The 19,262-nt window shown below is 69.1% G+C and carries 14 protein-coding genes and 1 tRNA gene; all 15 read left to right on the top strand.

What is annotated here, in order from left to right; all coding sequences use genetic code 11:
- Position 1: 1 nt before the first annotated feature.
- The 15 genes from sbnB (at position 2) to ACX9TP_RS32100 (ending at position 19,206) form a co-directional block, all read left to right on the top strand.
- Positions 2–1,021 carry a 2,3-diaminopropionate biosynthesis protein SbnB gene (gene sbnB, locus ACX9TP_RS32170; RefSeq protein ID WP_482974467.1) on the top strand — a complete coding sequence of 340 codons (1,020 nt, stop codon included), beginning with the start codon at positions 2–4 and terminating at the stop codon, positions 1,019–1,021.
- Positions 1,022–1,044: 23 nt separating this feature from the next.
- Positions 1,045–2,889 (top strand): IucA/IucC family protein, encoded by a 1,845-nt coding sequence (locus ACX9TP_RS32165; RefSeq protein WP_482974466.1) that lies wholly within the window; start codon positions 1,045–1,047, stop codon positions 2,887–2,889.
- Positions 2,880–4,751, top strand: a complete 1,872-nt coding sequence (locus tag ACX9TP_RS32160) for an IucA/IucC family protein (RefSeq protein ID WP_482974465.1) — start codon at positions 2,880–2,882, stop codon at positions 4,749–4,751. Before ACX9TP_RS32165 ends, ACX9TP_RS32160 begins: the two co-directional genes overlap by 10 nt.
- Complete coding sequence (locus ACX9TP_RS32155) at positions 4,748–5,557, top strand: HpcH/HpaI aldolase family protein (protein WP_482974464.1); 810 nt, start codon at positions 4,748–4,750, stop codon at positions 5,555–5,557. The genes ACX9TP_RS32160 and ACX9TP_RS32155 overlap by 4 nt, the downstream gene beginning before the upstream one ends.
- Entirely contained in the window at positions 5,554–6,753 is a 1,200-nt protein-coding gene (locus tag ACX9TP_RS32150) for a type III PLP-dependent enzyme (RefSeq protein WP_482974463.1), read from the top strand. Before ACX9TP_RS32155 ends, ACX9TP_RS32150 begins: the two co-directional genes overlap by 4 nt.
- Positions 6,753–7,526 carry a hypothetical protein gene (locus ACX9TP_RS32145; RefSeq protein WP_482974462.1) on the top strand — a complete coding sequence of 258 codons (774 nt, stop codon included), beginning with the start codon at positions 6,753–6,755 and terminating at the stop codon, positions 7,524–7,526. Before ACX9TP_RS32150 ends, ACX9TP_RS32145 begins: the two co-directional genes overlap by 1 nt.
- The gene (locus tag ACX9TP_RS32140; RefSeq protein WP_482974461.1) at positions 7,514–9,346 is read left to right on the top strand and encodes an IucA/IucC family protein; all 1,833 of its coding nucleotides are present in this window, start codon (positions 7,514–7,516) and stop codon (positions 9,344–9,346) included. Before ACX9TP_RS32145 ends, ACX9TP_RS32140 begins: the two co-directional genes overlap by 13 nt.
- Positions 9,346–10,563: an MFS transporter gene (locus ACX9TP_RS32135; protein ID WP_482974460.1), complete on the top strand. Its 1,218-nt coding sequence runs from the start codon at positions 9,346–9,348 to the stop codon at positions 10,561–10,563. Before ACX9TP_RS32140 ends, ACX9TP_RS32135 begins: the two co-directional genes overlap by 1 nt.
- The gene (locus ACX9TP_RS32130) at positions 10,560–12,359 is read left to right on the top strand and encodes an IucA/IucC family protein (protein WP_482974459.1); all 1,800 of its coding nucleotides are present in this window, start codon (positions 10,560–10,562) and stop codon (positions 12,357–12,359) included. The genes ACX9TP_RS32135 and ACX9TP_RS32130 overlap by 4 nt, the downstream gene beginning before the upstream one ends.
- Complete coding sequence (locus ACX9TP_RS32125) at positions 12,359–13,549, top strand: type III PLP-dependent enzyme (RefSeq protein ID WP_482974458.1); 1,191 nt, start codon at positions 12,359–12,361, stop codon at positions 13,547–13,549. The genes ACX9TP_RS32130 and ACX9TP_RS32125 overlap by 1 nt, the downstream gene beginning before the upstream one ends.
- A 10-nt stretch (positions 13,550–13,559) precedes the next feature.
- Positions 13,560–14,390, top strand: a complete 831-nt coding sequence (gene fhuF / locus ACX9TP_RS32120; RefSeq protein ID WP_482982252.1) for a siderophore-iron reductase FhuF — start codon at positions 13,560–13,562, stop codon at positions 14,388–14,390.
- Between the two features lie 195 nt (positions 14,391–14,585).
- Positions 14,586–15,725, top strand: coding sequence for a PepSY-associated TM helix domain-containing protein (locus tag ACX9TP_RS32115; RefSeq protein WP_482974457.1), 1,140 nt, complete (start codon positions 14,586–14,588; stop codon positions 15,723–15,725).
- A 497-nt stretch (positions 15,726–16,222) separates the two neighbouring features.
- On the top strand, positions 16,223–18,430 hold the full coding sequence (locus ACX9TP_RS32110; protein ID WP_482974456.1) for a TonB-dependent receptor: 2,208 nt from the start codon (positions 16,223–16,225) through the stop codon (positions 18,428–18,430).
- A 262-nt stretch (positions 18,431–18,692) separates the two neighbouring features.
- Positions 18,693–18,778, top strand: a tRNA-Leu gene (locus tag ACX9TP_RS32105).
- Between the two features lie 101 nt (positions 18,779–18,879).
- Entirely contained in the window at positions 18,880–19,206 is a 327-nt protein-coding gene (locus ACX9TP_RS32100) for an IS66 family transposase (protein ID WP_482974455.1), read from the top strand.
- Positions 19,207–19,262: the final 56 nt, after the last annotated feature.

The following is a 19,262-nucleotide window of genomic DNA, read 5'->3' as shown; positions in this document are numbered from 1 at the left end:
CATGACCACCCGCACGAAGGGGCTGCTCTACCTGAGCAAGTCCGACATCCTCCACCTGGGAGGCGACACCTCCGCCCTGTACGTGGACGCCATCCACCACGCACTGTCCCGCCACGCGGCCAAGGAATTCGTCCAGCCGCTGAAGCCATACCTGCGCTGGCGCGGCGCCGAGGGGCACATCGCCGACCGCATCATCGCCATGCCGGCCTACCTGGGCGGCGCGGCGCCCATGGCGGGGCTGAAGTGGATTGGCAGCAAGCACGACAACCCCTCCCTCCACGGGCTGGAGCGCGCCAGCGCGCTCATCGTGCTCAACGACGCCGAGACGCACTACCCCATCGCCATCATGGAGGGCAGCCTCATCTCGGGGATGCGCACCGCCGCGGTGACCGCCGTGGCGGCCCGCTTCCTCGCGCGCGAGGGATTCCAGCACGTGGCCTGTATCGGGTGCGGTCCCATCGCCCGGATGCAGCTCACGACACTCCTCGAGCAGTTCCCTTCCATCTCCATCATCTCCCTCTTCGACCTCTCACCGGCCGCCTCCGCGCGGCTCCGGGAGGAGCTGCAGCAGCGCTTCCCGCGGGTGGAGTTCCTCATCGCCGCGTCCGCGGAGCAGGCCATCCGGCGCGCGGAGATGGTGGTGACCTGCACCGTCGCGTCCGAGCCGTACATCCCGTTCGAGTGGCTGCCCCGAGGCACGTTCGTCAGCAACGTCTCCATCATGGACGTGCACAAGGAGGTGTTCCTCCAGGTGGACAAGGTCGTGGTGGACGACTGGGACCAGTCCAACCGCGAGAAGAAGACCATCAACCAGCTCGTGCTCGAGGGCCGCTTCTCGCGGGAGCAGCTCCATGCGGAGCTGGGGGAAATCGTCATCGGCCGGCGACCGGGGCGTGAGTCGGCGGACGAAATCATCCTCCTCAACCCGATGGGGATGGCCATCGAGGACATCGCGTGCGCCCAGGCCGTCTACCAGAAGGCCGTCGATGCCAAGGTCGGAACGTGGCTGAGCCTCGATTGACTCCGCCTTCGCCAGCGCCGGCCATGGCCCCACAACCCCCATCCGGGTATGCCCTGGCCGAACATGCTGCCACCGAGCGGCTGCTCAACAGCTATCTGCGCGAGACGGGCCTCGCGGATCCTCGCATCTCCCTGGAGCAACTGCGGGCGCTGCCCCTCCCCAGCGGCATCCACGAGGCGCTGTGCGCGGATGGCTGCCCGCTGCGTGTAGAGCTCCCCCGCACGGGGCAGCTCCTCCTCGGTACGCTGCGCCGCGGCTCGCCTTTGGGCCACCACCGGTACGGCCCCGTTCTCTGGCAGTGCTCGGCAACGGGTGTGCCGGGCCGCAGGGTGGACGGTGCCCTGCACCTGGCGCGAATCCTCGTGGCGGAGCTGGCCAGCGAGGAGGCGGAGCCCGTCGTCCGCGAGCGGCGCATGGACGCCCTGCTTCGCCACATCCAGAACAGCGTCGACAAGACCGCGCTGTACCTGGACCGGAGCGCGCAGCGCGAGCCCTGGCCGTCGGACGGTGAAGGCCCCAGTGCCTTTCTGGCCGCCGAGCAGCGCATCCTCTTCGGACACCCGTTCCATCCGACTCCGAAGAGCTCGGAGGGCTTCACCCCTGAGGACCTGGAGCAATACGCGCCAGAGCTGGGTGCCACCTTCCCGCTCCATTACCTGGCGGCCTCGCCGGAGCTCATCGAGGAGGACTTCCTGTCAGGGGCAGGGGAGGACGTCCTGCCGGCGGCGGTCCGTGACGAGGCCGCCGCGCTGCTGCCTTCCACCCACGGCGGGTGGAGCCTGCTCCCGTGCCACCCCTGGCAGGTGCGTCACCTGCACGGCCTTCCCGGGTTCCGGCGGCTGCTCGAGGAGCAACGCGTGGTCCACCTCGGGCCTCTCGGGAAGAGGGTCCACCCCACCTCGTCGGTGCGCACCGTGCTCGCGGAAGGGCACCCCTTCTTCTTCAAGCTTCCGCTCGGCGTTCGAATCACCAACCTGGTGCGCGTCAACCCGCCGGAGCAGCTTCAGCGCAGCCTGGGCATCAGCCGCGTGGTGGCGCTGCTCCAGGCACGGGCGCCCCAGCCGGACTTCTCCATCCTCCTCGAGACGGGCTACCGCGCGCTCGCTCCCCGGGACTGGGCACCCGAGGAGCGGCACGCCCTCGCCGAGCACACGGCGGTGCTGTTCCGCGATGCGCGTCCCTGCGCACAGACACCCGCGCCCCTGGTGGTCGCGGCGCTGCTGGAGCCCTCTCCCGGCCACGGCGAGCCGGCCCTCATGCGGGCCGTCCGGCGGGCCACGGGAGTCGCAACTGGCCCCTTGAAGCCCCTGGGCGTGGAGGCCTGGCTCCGGCGCTATCTCCAGGTCTCCATGATGCCGCTGCTTCGGCTCTTCATCGAGGAAGGGCTCAGCCTCGAAGCCCACGTGCAGAACTCGCTGTTGACCCTGAAGGACGGGTGGCCGGAGCACTTCCATGTGCGAGACCTCGAGGGCGCGAGCCTGAGCCGTGACCGCGCGGCGACGCGGGGGTTCCTCGACGCCGGTTGCCTGACAGAGGCCCACTCGGCGCTCTACGACGACACCGAGGCGTGGCAGCGGCTCGGGTACTACTTCTTCGTCAACCACCTGAGCCACCTGCTCGCGACCCTGGCCCTCCACGGCCCGAGTGACGAGCCCAGACTCTGGAAGGTGGTGCGGAGCGTCCTCGAGAGCAACGCCCTCTCGCTCCGCGCGACGGGTGGCGCGCCCTACCTGGATGCGCTCCTCGACGGGCCCACCCTCCCGGCCAAGGCCAACCTGACCAGTCGCTTCCGGGAGCGCGGGGATCGACCGCTCTACCTCGACGTCCCCAACCCCATTCGTGAGCAGGAGGTGCCCCGATGGAGCTGACGGCACGCGCTCCCAGCACTGGCACCGGAGTGTCACCTTCCCAGGACCTGTTGGACCTGGAAGCGGCCCTCCGGTCCGAGCAGTTCATCGAGGTACGGCGGCGCATCTTCCGGCAGTTGGTGGAAGCCCTCGTCTACGAAGGAGCGCTTCAGCCGGAGGGTGAGCCGGACAGCGAGCACCTGCGATTCCGGTTCCATGGGGAGGATGATGCGGGCAGGCCTGTCCGCTACGAGTGCCAGGGGCGGCGCCGCTGGAGCTTCGAGCGCATCCGACTCGGCCCCGGCCCCATCCTGCGTGTCCGTGGAGGCGAGGTGGCCGAGGCGGAGTCCTTCGGGCGGTTCCTCTCGGAGCTGCGTGCGTCCCTCGGCGCGGACCCGGACCGCCTTGCGCACTTCGTCCACGAGCTGGAGCAGACGCACCTCAAGGACACGCTCGCGCAGCATCGACGGAGCCGCTCTGGCCGCACCCTGCGGAGCCTCCCCTACGACGCGCTCGAGGGCGAGCTGATGGACGGCCACCCCTACCACCCGTCCTACAAGTCCCGCATCGGCTTCGACGCCGTGGACCACCTCGCCTTTGGCCCGGAGTTCACGCCCGAGCTGCGGCCGCTGTGGCTCGCGGCCCACCGGGAGTGGACCCGCAGCACGGCCTCCGCCGGGACCCAGCCCCGGGAGCTCCTCGCCCGCGAGCTGACGGAGGCCACGCGCACGCGCTTCCGTCGGATGCTCCTCGAGCGGGGCCTGGCCCCCGATGACTACGTCCTGCTCCCCGTCCACCCCTGGCAGTGGCGGGAGCACGTCCTCTCCACACTCTTCCCGGAGCTGCGAGACGCCCGCCTCGTGATGCTCGGGGAGGCGGATGACTTCTACACGCCCCAGCAGTCCATCCGGACCCTCGCCAATCGCAGCCACCCGGAGAATGCGTCCCTCAAGCTGGCGTTGAGCATCCTCAACACCTCCACCGCGCGCACCCTCGCGTCGCACACCGTGGAGAACGCGGCTCCCATCTCCGATTGGCTGTCCGGCATCGCTCGCGAGGACACCTACCTCCGGGACGAGCTGCGCACCGTCCTCCTCCGGGAGGTGCTGGGCATCTCCTTCGAGGGGCAGCGCCCGGAGCCGCTGCGGGCGCGGACCTCCGGCATCCTCGCGTGCATCTGGCGAGAGAGCCTCCACCCCTTCCTCGACGCAGGCGAGGAGGCGCTGCCCTTCACCGGCCTGTGCCACCTCGACGCCGATGGCCGCCCGCTGATTGAGCCGTGGGTGCGGCGGTTCGGGCCGGAGGCGTGGGTGCGCCAGCTCCTGGAGGTGAGCGTCCTGCCGCTCATCCACCTGCTGTATGCGCATGGCATCGCGCTCGAGGCCCATGCGCAGAACATGGTCCTGCTCCACGCCGGAGGGCTCCCCCGGCGGGTGGCGCTCAAGGACTTCCACGACGGCATCCGCTTCTCGCCAGCCCACCTCGCCCACCCGGAGCGAAAGCCCGTGCTCCGCGCCACGCCGCCCTCCCACGCGCGCGTGAATCGCAACTCATACATCCAGACAGAGGACCCGGCGGAGGTCCGCGACTTCGTCCACGACGCGTTCTTCTTCATCAACCTGGGAGAGCTCGCGCTCTTCCTCGCGGATTACCTCGGCTTCGAGGAGCGCCACTTCTGGGGGCTCGCGCGCGAGGTCATCCTTGCCTACCAGCGCCGCTTTCCCGCGCACCGGGAGCGCTTCGCCCTCTTCGACCTCTTCGCGCCAACCACCCAGGTGGAGCAGCTCGCCCTGCGCCGCCTGTACCCGGACACCGAGGTGCGCATGCACCCCGTACGCAACGCGCTCGCGCCCCACGAGGGCACGGAGGCGGTACACCCATGATTCGACCCAACAAGCTGAAGCAGGCGTTCGCGAAGCAGCATGCCGTCTTCGGCATCTTCTGCTCCACCCCCTCGCCAATGGTGGTGGAGATGATTGGCTGCGCGGGATTCGACTTCGTCATCATCGACACCGAGCACACGCTGGTGAACCCGGAGACGCTGGAGAACATGGTGCGTGCGGCGGAGGTCGTCGGGATGACGCCGCTGGTGCGGGTGTCGGAGAACGCCCCGGGGCCCATCCTGCGGGCGCTCGATGCGGGTGCGCAGGGCGTGGTGGTGCCACGCGTGCGCGGGGCCGCGGACGCCGAGCGGGCGGTGCGAGCGAGCCGCTACCACCCGGAGGGTGAGCGCGGCATGGGGACCGGACGGGCGGCGCGCTTCGGAGGGGTGAACCTCCAGGAATACGTCAAGCAGGCGAACGCCGAGACGCTGGTCGTGGTGATGATTGAAGACCAGGCAGGAGTGGAGGACATCGAAGCCATCCTCCAGGTGCCCGGCGTGGACCTCGTGCTCGAGGGCGCGGCGGACCTGTCGCAGTCGCTCGGCATCCCCTGGAGCACGCGCCACCCGCGGGTGCGCGAAGCCCTCTACCGGGTCCAGGCGGCGGCCCGCGCACGGGGCGTCCCCTTCTGCGCCATCCCCAGGGCGATGGAAGACTCCCTCTCCTGGTGGCAGCAGGGGGTGCGGACGTTTGTCGTGGGTGACGAGCGCGGCGTGTCGTTCCGGGCCCTCCAGGCCCAGCTGCGCCCCTACCAGCAGCTACTGCTGGAGCGCATGGAGCGCGACAGCACCGAGGGTGGGTCATGACGGAGTTCAGCAAGGTGGTCCAGTCCCTGAAAGCGGAGCGCGCTCACCCCCTGTGCGCTTACATCTACGACCTGGGGCACCTGAAGCGTCATGCCTCCCGGTGTATCGAAACACTGCCTGCCACGTGCCGTCTCTTCTACGCCGTCAAGGCCAACTCGGAAGAGCCCATCCTGCGTGCGCTTGCCCCCATCGTGCACGGCTTCGAGGTCGCCTCGCTCGGGGAGGTGGAGAAGGTCCGCTCGGTGGCGCCGGACGCTCCCATTCTCTTCGGTGGCCCGGGAAAGACGGATGCGGAGATTGAGGGTGCCCTCCAGCACCGCGTCAGCCTGCTTCACGTGGAGAGCGCGCACGAGCTCCGACGGGTGGAGTACCTGGCGGGCAGGGCAGGGCACGTGGCGGACATCCTGTTGCGCGTCAACCTGCGCGGTCCACTCCCCAGCGCGAAGCTCTACATGGCGGGGAAGCCGACCCAGTTCGGCATCGATGAGGAGGACATCCCAGCGGTGATTGGACTGGCGAAGCGGTGCCAGCACGTGCGCCTGCGCGGGTTCCACTTCCACTCGATTTCGAACGACCTGGATGCGACGGGCCATGCCCACCTCGTGGCACACTACCTGCGGCTCACCCGGACCTGGGCCGCTCGGTTCTCCCTGGACATTGCCTACGTCAATGCGGGCGGCGGGCTCGGGGTCAACTACAGCCAGCTCGACAAGCAGTTCGATTGGGATGCCTTCATCAGGGAGCTGAACCAGCTGCTCCCCGACGCGTGTCCACCCGGCGCGTCCATCCTCTTCGAGTGCGGCCGGTACATGACGGCGGCGTGCGGCGCCTACGCGGTCGAGGTCCTCGATATCAAGCGAAACCACGGCAAGGATTACGTCATCGTCCGGGGCGGCACGCACCACTTCCGGTTGCCCTCCTCCTGGCAGCACAGCCATCCCTTCACGCTCGTCCCGATGGAGGGGTGGACCTCCCCCATCGAGCGGCCGGAGCTGCGCGACGGAACCATCACCGTGGTGGGGCAGCTCTGCACGCCCAAGGATGTGCTCGCCTACGACGTCGCCGTGGAGCGGGTGCGCGTCGGCGATGTGATTCTCTTCCAGTATGCGGGCGCGTACGGCTGGTCCATCTCACACCACGACTTCCTCAGCCATCCACACCCCGAGCACATTTTCCTGGAGGGTGGGGCGTGCTGATGGCTGGGAAGTTGCCCGAGCTGCGGTTGATGCCCGTGGAGCGCGTGTGCATCCATGAAGGGCACGAGCCCAGCCGGCTCGACGAAACCTGTCGGGCCATCGCGGCCGAAGGCGTCCTCCGCCATCCCCTCCTGGGGACGCTGATGGCGGATGGACGCGCCCTGATTCTGGACGGCGCGCACCGGACGCAGGCACTGCGGGAGCTCGGCTGCGTCCGTCTTCCCGTCCAGTGGGTCGAGCCTCGAGCATTCAGCCTCGAGGCCTGGACCCACCTCGTGCCCGAGGGCCCGTGGCTGACGGAGCTGCGGCGGAATCCTTCACTCCGGTGGGGCCAGGCGGGGGAGAGCGCGGGGCGCCTGCTAGCCGAGGTGGTGGATGACGCCGGGGTGCGCCATCCGGTCCACGCGGCCACGCCGGAACGAGACATCCTCTCCATCCTCCCGGCCTGGCAGCGCGTGGTCGAGTCCTACACGGGCACGGGGGCGGTCCGGCGTGTGCCCGACGGTGCGGTCCATCACCCGGAACCCGGCATGGTGCTGCTCCGCTACCCCGCGTGCCCGCTCGAGGAGGTGGAGGCCGTCGTCTCGGAGGGGAAGCGGATGCCTCCCGGCGTCACGCGCTTCGTCGTGCAGGGGCGATACCTCAATCTGCGCATCCCGCTCGAGTTGCTGCGCAGCCCCGCCGACACCGAAGCGGAATGGAACGCGCTCGTGGCGCACCGGCTGGGGGCACTTCGTTTCTACGCCGAGGGAGTCTACCTGTGCGAAGCCTGACACGCGCGGCCGGGGAACAGCAGGTGATGACCGACCTGGTGAACACGCTGCTGGCCGAGGACCTCTTCGGGATTACAACCCGCAGCGAGCTGCACACCCGCGCCGCGGGGCCTTCCTCCTCCCTCGCCGAGCGCGATGAGGCCTCCACGCATCTCCTGCGCTTCTGGGTGGAGCCCGGCAAGCGGTTCCTCCTCATTCCCATCACCCCCGCGGTCACCCAGCCGTATCGCACCTCCTCCGGCGCGGTCATCGAAGTGGAGTGCGAGCCACATGTGGAGAGGCCGCTCTCCGCCGTCGACTTCTTGCAGGCCCTGGCGAGCGCTGCTTCTCTCGAGGGCTCCGTGAGCCGTCTGTGTGACGAGCTTCGGCTGGCAGCCGCGCAATGGGAGCTCTCCAACGGGGCGCTGGACACCCTTCCCGCGCCGCGGCTGACCTCCCTGCTCGACCTCGAGCGCTGGGCGGCGTTCCGCGACAGGCCATTCCACCCCGTGGCCAAGGCGAAGGTCGGATGGAACGAGGCCGAGTACCGTTGCTATGCCCCCGAGTTTCACCGGGAGGTCACCCTTCGATGGATGGCCGTGCGGCGGGACCACCTGCTCTTCGGGCGGGATGTCCAGGGCCGGAGTCCCTCGGAGCTGCTGCTTCCGGAGCCGGAGGCCAGGGCCGTCATGGCCGCCATGGAGCAGGCCGGCCTGAGTCCCACGGACTACCTGGCCTTGCCCGTCCACCCCTGGCAGATGGAGCGGATTCTTCCCCGCGAGCTCCAGCCGGAAGTGGCGGCGTCCATCTGTGTCCCGCTGCGGGTAGAGGCCGGAGGCTACGTCTCCAGCTCGTCACTTCGCTCCCTGGCGCCCGTCGGAGGGGGAGGCCGGCACGTCAAGCTGCCCATCGGCATCGAGTCGCTCGGCGCCATCCGCTCCCTCTCCGCCCTCTCCATGCGGAACGGCGAGCGGGGGCAGCAGTTGCTCCACCAGGTCTTGATGAAGGATTCCATTCTTCGGGAGCGCATCCACCTCTGCGATGAGACTGTCTGGTTTGCCTTCTACCCACCGGGCAGCGACTGGTGGGAAGACCGGCCGCGGCACCTGTCCTGCCTCATCCGGGAGTACCCGGCGCGGCTGCTGGGCGACAGTCGAGTCCAGCTCGTCCCCATGTCCGCGTTGGCGCAACCCGGGACAGCCTCACACGCACACCTCTTCACGTCCTGGCTGGCGCGACGGGGCCAGGGCAGCGCGAGCCGGGCGGAGGTATTGGAGCTGTTCCGCTCGGTCTCCACGCGGTTCCTCGGCCTCGCGATGCGCCTGCTGCGGCATGGCGTCCTTCCGGAGATTCACGGGCAGAACGTCTTGCTGGTGCTGAACGACGGTGAGGTGGATGGGCTCCTGCTGAGGGACCATGACACCGTGCGGATTCACTTCCCCTGGCTCCAGGAGGCGGGGCTCTCGGACCCGCACTACGTCGTCAAGCCGGGCCGGCCGAACTCGCTCTACAACGAAACCCCGGAGGCGCTGCTGGGGTACCTCCAGACGCTCGGGATTCAGGTCAATCTGTATGGCATTGCCGATGCGCTCTCCCGGAGCTACGCCATCCCCGAGGCGGAGTTCCTCCGCGTGCTCGGGAGCAGTCTGTCCCAGGCGGTGGACAGCGCCGGCTTCTCCGTCGGTGCGCGAGCCGCGGTGGAGAAGGCGCTGTTCCAGGCCCCGGAGTGGCCCGTCAAGATGGTGCTGGCGCCGTTGCTCGGCCGTTCCGGTCCCGCGGGGAGCAGCATGCCGTCCGGGTGGGGGAAGACGGGGAACCCCTTCAAGTGGACGGCACCCTGATGCAACTCGACGAACGGGAGCGCAACCTCCGGGTGCTCTGGGGCAGCCACTTTCTCTCCGTCACCAGCCTGTGTGTCATTGCCCCCCTGTTGCCGTTCTTCCTGCGCGAGCTCGGAGCCACGAGTCAGACCTCGGCCCTGACGTGGAGCGGCTTCGCGCTGGCGGCCCCCGCGGTCTCCTATGCCGTGACGGCCCCGCTCTGGGGCAGGCTGGGTGACCGCTGGGGCCAGAAGTGGATGGTGGTCCGGGCGCTCGCGGGGCTTGCGCTGACGCTCATCCTCATGGGGTATGCCCAGACTCCGTTCCAGTTCCTCCTTCTCCGCCTCCTCCAGGGGGCGTTCGGCGGAGTGGTCAGCGCGGGCACGGCCCTGGCCACCACGCAGGCCTCGGCCGAGAGCCGGGGGCGGGTGCTCGGAAGGCTCGAGAGCGCCGTCGCGGCCGGCTCGCTGCTGGGCCCCGTCCTCGGTGGGGTGCTCATGGACTGGTGGAGCTTTCGCCACCTGCTGGTCCTCCTGGGAGGACTCCTCGCGCTCTCGGCGGCGGCCGCGGTGGGCTTGCTGGATGGGGATCGCCCGGTGGCGAGCGTCGCGCGGGCCGGCATTTGGGGCACGTTTGGGCAGCTCCTGGGAGAGCGCCGCGTCCGGCGGTTCCTGCTGGCCGGCACTCTCGCCAACCTGGGCGTCTACGGGCTGGTGGCCATCCTCTCCGCACGCGTCAAGGAGCTCTCACCCCTGCACACCCATGCGGCCACCTGGGTGGGCGTCATGCAGGCAGTCACGTGGGGCGCCGCCCTGTTCGGGGCACCCTGGTGGGGGAGGAGAAACGACACCGCCCAGGTGGAGCGGAACTTCATCATTGCCTCGTTGCTCTGTGGGGCTGGCGTCGCGCTCCAGGCCCTGCCGCTGGGCCTCGAGTGGCTCCTGCCCTGGCGTGCCTTGCAAGGGTTTGGCTTCAGCGCCCTGCTGCCCTCGGCCCTCCTCATCGTCTCGCAGGCGGCGCCCGGGTCGCAGCGCGGCGCTCACCTCGGTGCCGCGAACAGCCTCCTGGTGGTGGGGCAAATCGGCGGCTCGCTCGTGAGCGCCTTTCTCGCCCGGAGCCTCAGCCCGGCGTGGATTTTCGTCACCATGTCGGCCTGCTTCGTGGCCGGGGCCGCCGCGGTGTGGGTGCCCCAGAAATCATCGGACACTGTCGCGCGGGAAGGAACGGTCCAGTCGTGAATGATGGCGTCGGTCGGGTGTTTCAGTCTCCCCAGCAGGCCGAGGTGCGGCGGCGCATCTTGCGCCAGCTCGTGGAGTCGCTGGTCTACGAAGGGATTGTCGAGCCCCAGGTGCGCGCGCTTCAGGACGGGCTGCTGGAGTTCTCCCTGAGCGGGCGGGATGCGCACAATCAGGAGGTCCGCTACTCCTGCCACGGGAGGCGCGCGCTTGGCTTCGACCGGGTCCGGCTCACCGCGCAGCCGGTGCAGCGAGACGGAGAGGAGGCTACCTCCTTGTCCACCTTCCTCCTGGAGGTCTCACACCTGCTGAAGGCGGATTCACAGAAGCTCGCCGCCTTCATCGAGGAGCTCCATCAAACCCTGCTCAAGGACACCCTTGCCCAGGACGTCCGGTTCCAGCAGCCGCCGCTGCGGGAGTCGAGCTACGACGAGCTCGAGGGCGAGGTGATGGATGGTCATCCCTACCACCCGTGCTACAAGTCGCGGGTTGGCTTCGACCTGGTGGACAACCAGGCCTTCGGACCGGAGTTCAAGCCGAGGCTCCGGCTCGTCTGGCTCGCCATACGACAGGAAGAGGCCAGGACGGCGGTCGTCCCGGACCTGGAGCTGCATGCCTTCGTGCGGCAACAGCTTGGCGCGGCCACCCATGCGCGCTTCGCCGACGCGGTGGCGCTCCGGGGGAGCACCCTGGGAGAGTACACACTCATCCCCGTTCATCCCTGGCAGTGGCGCGAAATCGTGTCGGGCGGCTTCGTGGACCAGTTGGGCGCGGGCCGGCTCATCTATCTTGGCGAAGGGGAGGATGAGTACCGTCCGCAGCAGTCCATCCGGACGCTGGCCAATGCTTCCAGTCCCGAGAAGGCATACGTGAAGTTGCCGCTGAGCATCGCCAACACGTCGACGAGTCGCATCCTGGCCCAGCACACCATCCTGAATGCCCCTCCCATCTCGGACTGGCTCGGGGGCCTCCGGGAGGGAGATTCGTTCTTGCGCGAGGAGTTGGGCCTGACGCTCCTCCGGGAGGTCGTCGGAGTCACCTACAATCACCAGGGGCTTCCCGGCATGCTGGAGCCCAGGGTGTACGGGACGCTGGGGACCATCTGGAGGGAGAGCCTCCATCCCCACCTGCGCCCGGGCGAAGCGGCTGTCCCCTTCAACGCGCTCTGCCACGTCGCCACGGATGGGCGCCCCCTGATTGATAGTTGGGTGCGGGAGCAGGGGGTGGAGGCCTGGACGCGCGAGCTTCTGGCGGTCGCCATCCTCCCGCTCATCCGCCTGTTGTATGCCCATGGCGTGGCCATGGAGGCGCACGCGCAGAACATGGTGTTGATACACAGGGGAGGCAGGCCGGCGCGCCTCGCGCTCAAGGATTTCCATGACGGAATCCGGTTCGCGCGGCCCTTCCTGCGGACGGGAGACCCTGGCCCGAAGACGCAGGGCCCACCCGCCAACCATCCGCGCGTGAACCGGAACTCCTTCCTCGAGCGGGACGACCCGTCCGAGGTGAAGGACTTCTTCCAGGACGCGTTCTTCTTCATCAACCTTGGCGAGCTTTCCCTTTTCCTGCTGGAGCGCTACGGCCTGCCGGAGGAGCGCTTCTGGGCGATGGCCGCGGACGTGATTCACGGCTACCAGAGACGATTCCCGCACGAGGCCGAGCGCTTCACCGCCTTCGACCTCTTCTCGGAGCGGGTTGCCATCGAGCAACTGACGGGCCGCAGGCTGTTCGCTGAAGCCGGCACGGGTGTCCACATGGTGAGGAATCCACTCGCCGCCTTCCGCACGGGAGCACGGTAGTGGAGCGAATCAAGGCAAGGATTGACGAACACCTGCAGCGGGACGGGGCGCGCCCGTTCTGCGCGTTCCTGTACGACTTGAAGCACTTGAAGGAGCACGTCTCCCGCACCATCTCCCTGCTGCCCCCCAGGTGCCGCTACTTCTATGCCATCAAGGCGAACTCGGATGCGGCGTTGCTGCGGGCTCTTGCCCCCATCGTTCACGGCTTCGAGGTTGCATCGTTGGGGGAGGTGCGCAAGGTGCGGGCTGTCACGGCGACCAGTCCCATCCTCTTTGGCGGCCCGGGGAAAACCGACGAGGAGATTGAAGGTGCGATTCACCACCGGGTCAGCCTCCTGCACGTCGAGAGCCTGAACGAGCTGCGGCGGGTCGAGCGCATCGCCGCGAGCCATGGGACAGTCATGGAGCTCCTCTTGCGGGTGAACCTGCGGGGGCCGCTCCCGGTGGGCACCCTCCAGATGGCTGGCAGGCCGACCCAGTTTGGCATCGATGAGGCGGATGTCCCCGAGGCAATCCAGCAGGCGCGGGCGTCGCCGCATCTCCGGCTGCGCGGGTTTCACTTCCACTCGCTGTCGAACAACCTCGAGGTGGAGGAGCACCTGGGCATGGTCGAGCACTACGCCCGCAGGGTGCGGCAGTGGTCCGAGGAGTTTCACCTGGCGGTCGACTGCGTGAACATGGGCGGTGGCATCGGCGTGAACTACGGCGACTTGCAGGCCCAGTTCGACATGCCTGCCTTTGCCGCCAAGCTGCCCGCCCGGCTCGCGCCGCTACCTTCCGAAAGCGTCTCGGTCCTGTTCGAGTGTGGCCGGTACTCCGTGGCGTCCTGCGGGTACTATGCAGCGGAGGTGCTCGACGTCCGGGAGATTCGAGGCAGGGCGTTTGCAGTCATCGCCGGCGGACTCCATCACTTCCTGTTGCCCGGCGCGTGGAAGCACAGCCACCCCGTCGAGCTCCTTCCGGTAGAGCGGTGGGCCTACCCCTTCGAGCGGCCGGAGTGCGTCAACCGTCCCCTGACAATCGTCGGGAAGATGGACAGTCCCAAGGACGTCCTGGCGCAGGATGTGATGCTGCCACGGGTGCGGGTAGGGGATGTGCTCGCCTTCCCCTATGCCGGCGCCTATGGCTGGGTCATCTCCGCGCATGACTTCAGCAGCCTGCCCCACCCGGCGCATCTCTACCTCGAGTAGGCACGTGTCGATGACGCCCGCCGCGATGGAGCAAATCCTTCCTCTGCTGGCGCCCTTTGAGCACCGCCTGCTCCTGGGGGAGCACCTGCACGGACGGAACGTGGTGCGAGCCTCGGTGTACCTCGAGGACGAGCACCTGCTGGCCGAGGTGCGGCGGCTGATGGAGACGCTCCGGACGGGCGAGCTGTGGGCGGCCGCCTCGCTCTGGAACAAGCACTACAACGCGGCGCTGTTGTCGGGGTTCCTGGCGGCCATGACGCTCGCCGGGGTAGGGCTGGACGGCTCGATTTCGAACGTGAGCATGAGCCTCTCCGAGGAAGGCCTGCCCAGGGCCGCTGTCCTGCAGTCCCTCGCGGGCATCGTGGTCCATCCACCGCGGCTGAAGCTCGACATCTCAGCGCCCCGCGTCGGCTTGGAGGTGCTTCACGGGCGGGTGCTGTCGAGCCTCTTCGCCAACCACCTGGCGCCCATCGTCGAGCAGGTGCATCGCGTGACGGGCTTGCCGAAGCGAATCTTGTGGGGCAACGCCGGCAATCTGTGCGCGGATGTCTATGACGGACTGAGGGCCCGCCCCGAGGTCGCGGCGGCAGTCGAGGAAGACCGGCGAATCCTCCTGGAGCAACCGGACAGCCCGCTCATGCCCGGGCCCAACCCGCTTCACCGGTCGGTCCGCTATGAGGACCTGAGCGGATTCGGCCGTGCGTCTGTCGTTCGGGTCCGGAAGACGTGCTGCCAGCGCTACAAGCTGCCGGGCCTGCTCCATTGCTACACCTGTCCCATCTTGAAGGGCGATGAGCGTGTGGCGCTCCTGCGGAAGCTGGGCCTGCCCGAGCACGCCTGAGGGCGCCCTCACGCGCCCGGGCGCCGCTGGGGGCGGGTGACCCGGATTTCCGGGCAGGGTGGCGCGGATCTCCCAGGCGGGCCCGGTGCTCACATGACAGCGAGCCGAGCCGCACGTCCGCGCTTGCTTGACAGCTCCCGGAATGGCGGATATGACGGAATTGATAATGATTCTCAACTTCATCCCGTCCGTCAGATGACGTTCCGCCGGCTCCTCTTCCAGGTGCACCTGTACGCGGGCCTCACCGTAGGCGCGCTGCTGGCGGTGACGGGGCTCACCGGGGCCGCGCTCGTTTTCGGGGAGGAGCTGGATCGGCACCTGCAGCCCGAGGTGCGGCGGGTGGAGCCCAGGGGCGAGCGGGTGCCGCTCGCGCGGGTGGTGGAGGTGGTGACGGCGCACCAGGGCGGCACGCCGCCGCGCCAGCTGCGGATTCCCGAGCAGCCGGATGCCCCGATAGAGGCCTGGATGAAGCCCCACGGCGCCCTCAAGGTGTACGTGGACCCGTACTCCGGTGCCGTGCTCGGCGCGCGCACGCCCGGGCAGAGCCTGGTGGGCACCCTGCGCGAGCTGCACGTGAGGCTCTTCGCCGACGAATTGGGCCATGCGGTGGTGGGCACCACCGGCTTCGTGCTCATCGCCCTGTGCCTCAGCGGGCTCGTCCTCTGGTGGCCAGGCCGCCGCAAGCTGGCCCAGGGCCTGACCCTGCGCCGGCCGCTGCGCTGGCGGCGGGCGAACTTCGACCTTCACAAGCTCGGCGGGCTGTTCTCACTCGTCTTCCTCCTGGTGGCTGGGCTCACCGGGGCCTCGTTCGTCTTCCCTGCACCCTTCGAGCGCACGCTCCAGGCCGTCACCGGCGCGGCTCCGAGGAGCGCACCCCCGAAGCCCGGACCCGCGACGGGCGAGCCGTTGCCCCTGGACGCGCTGCTGGCCAGGGCCGACCAGGTCCTCCCGGGCGCGCGCACCACCCGCGTCGACCTGCCCGCCTCACCCGGAGCGACCCTGCGGGTGCGCAAGCGCTTCCCAGACGAGCCGCACCCCAATGGGATGAGCGTCGTGTACATGGACTGCCACTCCGGCGCGGTGCTGCACGCGGAGAACGCACTGGAGGCGCCACTGGCCGCGCGGTTGATGACCCTGCGCTTCCCGTTGCACATCGGCTCGCTGGGAGGCCTGGCCACGCGGCTGCTCGCGGTGCTCACCGGCCTCTTCCCCGCGGGCCTCTTCTTCACCGGCTTCTTCCTCTGGCTCGCCAGGACCCGCGCTGCCGCGGCCACGGCCTCGGGCCACGCTCATGCCCTCGCGCGAGGGCACCAGTTGATGACACCGAGGCGGTGAGCACCTTCCTCAACCTCTCGCTGCCGGACGTAGCAGCCTGCGCAACGCGCCGGCCGGCTCCCCCGTGGCCAGTCTCAACCCCGAGCCCCATGCGGAGGTGCGCGTGGAGGTGGGCGCGGTTGGCGTCAACACGCGGGTCCACCTGAGGGCGCTGGGCGAGCAGCGCGGCATGGCGGCCCAGGTGCCTGTCGTCCTGCGTGGCGAAGCGGATGGCGGTTGGCTCACGCAGCCCTCTCGGACTTGCGCCCGTGCAGGCACACGGCCGCGATGGAGAGGCTCCCTGTACCGGCTGGACGCCGGAGGCTCCAAACGCCGCGCTTCGGGGCGGCGTACGGCGGAGACGGCCCCGGCACGGAGCGGCACCGTCTCGTCCGGAGCGCGAAAGGGGCAGGGGAATGGGAGAACCACTTTGACTTTGAGAATCGGTATCAAATAAGACGCGGCGTAATCACACCCTCCGTACACCGGCACCGCTCGCGCTCGAAAAGGAACTCCCGATGAAGCCCCGCCGACCGCACCCCACCCCCGCCTGGCTCCTCACGCTCGGTCTGGGCCTCGCCCCCACGGCCTTCGCCCAGCAGCAGGCGCCGGCCCTCACCGTGGAGGATGTCCCCGAGGAGGCGCGGCTGAGCGAGGAGGAGCTCACGGAGGAGATCGTGGTGACCGCCACGCGCCGTCCCGAGGCCATCTCCAACGTGCCCGGAGCGGTCACCGTGGTCGAAGGCGAGCAGCTTCGGACCCAGTACAAGGCGAGTGGCCAGAACATCGCGGACGCGCTTGGCAAGCTCGTCCCGGGGCTCGCGCTGGGCAACCAGTCCCCGTCTACCTACGGGCAGACGCTGCGCGGCCGCACCATGCTGGTGCTCATCGACGGCGTCCCGCAGAGCGCCGTGCGCAACGTGTCGCGCGACCTGAACACCCTGTCCCCCGAGGCCATCGAGCGCGTCGAGGTGGTCCGCGGCACCACGGCCATCTACGGCGAGGGCGCCTCCGGCGGCATCATCAACATCATCACCCGCCCGACAGGCAGCGGGCAGCCCCGCTTCTCCACCACCCTGGAGGCCACCACCGCTGCGGTGCAGCCGCTCGGCGGCCTGGGCGGGCGCCTCGCCCAGACGGCGGACGGGGCGGTGGGCCCGCTGGGCTTCTCGCTCACCGGCGCGTTCGAGCGCAGCTCCGTCCAGTACGACGCGGAAGGAGACCGCATCCCGCCCAACCCGTACGGCCAGGGCGGGCTCGCCGAGTCGCTGCGCTACGACCTGTCCGGCGCCCTCACCTGGAAGCTCGCGCAAGAACAGCGGCTGAAGCTGACGGCCGCGCACTTCCGGGGCCAGCAGGACACGCGCTTCACCACGGACCCGGGCGTCAACGAACTGCCGATCTTCGGCACCAAGTCGCGCGTGCTTGAGGGGCTCGAGATCGCCCAGCCCGAGGGCACGCGCAACACCACACTCTCGCTCACCTACGACCACGACGAGGTGCTCGGCAGCACGGTGCGCGGGCAGGTGTACTACCGGAACTTCTGGACCAACTTCTTCCCGTCCGACGGGCGCACCGTCGCCACCTACCGGGCCATCACGCAGTCGCGGCTGGAGACGCAGAAGGGCGGGGGGCGCCTGGAGATCGGCACGCCCATTTTCAAGGACCTCAACGCGCTATGGGGCCTGGACGCGGCCCAGGAGCGCACCGCGCAGCCGGTGACGGTGATGGACGCGCAGCGCTACGACGAGAGCGGCGGGCTCGCATTCGTCCCCGTGGGGGAGCGCGACTGGGTGCCGCTGATGGACATCGGCACCGTGGCGGCCTTCGGGCAGTTGGAGTGGGCGGCGCGCGAGTGGCTCACGCTGCGCGCCGGGGTGCGCCACGAGCGCATCTGGCTTGGGGTGGACGACTACGTGACGCTCATCGACAACCCGGTGGAGGGCGCGCGCCTGCGCTTCCGCTCGACGGTGTTCAACGCGGGGCTGGTGGTGAAGCCCCTGCGGGCCCTGAGCGTCTATGCCAACTTCTCGCAGGGCTACTCGCTGCCGGACGTGGGCCTCATCCTGCGCAACGCCAACCGGCCGGGGGCCTCGGTGGCCACGCTGAACACCGCGCCGCAGCGGGTGAATATGGTGGAGGCCGGCCTGCGCACGGACCTCGAGAGGGTCTACGGCTCGCTCGGCGCGTTCATCAACAGCTCGGAGCTCGGTACCTCCTCCGGCGGCCTCGGCGTCGAGCCGGTGCGCGCCCCCGAGCGCGTGTACGGGCTCGAGGCCACGCTTGGCGCGCGCCCCCTCGCGGGCCTCACGCTGGACGCCAACTTCACCTGGCTTGAGGGCATCCTGAAGCGGGAAGGGGTGTGGGGCTTCCTCAACGGCTACCGTATCCCGCCCCCGCAGCTGACGCTCGTCGCGACGCACCAGACGCTGCCCACCTGGCGCAACGGCGCGGTGCTCGCCGTCTCGGGCTACCGCAACCGCTTCAAGGCGAAGACGGCTGCGGGCACCGCCGGCTTCGGCGAGCTGCCGGTCGAGACCTACGCGACGGTGGACCTCACCTCGAGCCTGGAGGTGGGCAAGGGCACCGCCACGCTCGCGGTGAGCAACCTCTTCAACAAGCAGTACTACCCGCGCGTGAGCCAGATGCTCTACTCGCTGAGGAACGACTCGTACGCTGCCGCGCGCGGCGCGGTCGTCAGCCTGAGCTACACGCAGCACTACTGAGCCCCGCGGCGCCGGTGTCCGCCGGCGCCGCAACGTCCGAGCGTATCGAGACGCTGAGCCCTGCGCGTCTCGACGTGCCAGGCGAGCCCTTGGAGGCCTACAGGCAAGCGAATCAGCTCCGAGTGCTGGAGGAAGGCCGACACCCCGGTGTAGGTTGCCGCCCGGGGCGCATGGAGAGGCACCTCGAGTCCCTGGTTGGAGAGGTGGAATCGGTTTCAACAATGGGGACCACCAGGGGCAGCTAAGGTCCGGATCCTACTGGGCACGAGTGGCGGAACTGGCAGACGCAGCGGACTTAAAATCCGCTGACCCGCAAGGGTCGTCCGGGTTCGATCCCCGGCTCGTGCACTTCTAACAGGCCAGAGGCATTGATGTTTTTTGGCTAGGTCACGCCATGTGCCCCTCGGCCGCGGCGCCAGGGCCCATACGGCGTCCTTCTTCACGTCCTGGTGGATGGGGCCGCGGCATACCGGACAGCGACGAAGTCTGGCGCGGACGGGCCTGCGCCAACTGTGCTGGCTGCCTGTTGGGCCCACGCACGCAGAAGGTTTACCGACGCCAGGCAGTTCGCGCCTGCTTGCGAAGAAGTGCTGCGGCTCATCGGTCCGCTATATGCCATTGGGGAGTACCTGCCCGGCTGGTACGCCCTGACGGGAAAGCAGTGCCAGGCCGCGCTCGCGCAGCGATTCTCTGTACGCTACTCCCACATCGAGACGGCCCACCTGCGTGGTGAGGCCCGGGGCACGGCCCGCGGCGCGCTGCGCTCGCCGCCATGAGAATCCGTGCACCGTCACGTTCCCGAAGGTGCGCTCCACACGAAATGCAGGGGAGC

It is taken from the genome of Pyxidicoccus sp. M15 (genome assembly GCF_056858435.1).
The sequence above is the reverse complement of the archived record's forward strand: the minus strand, read 5'-3'. Positions and strand labels throughout refer to the sequence as shown.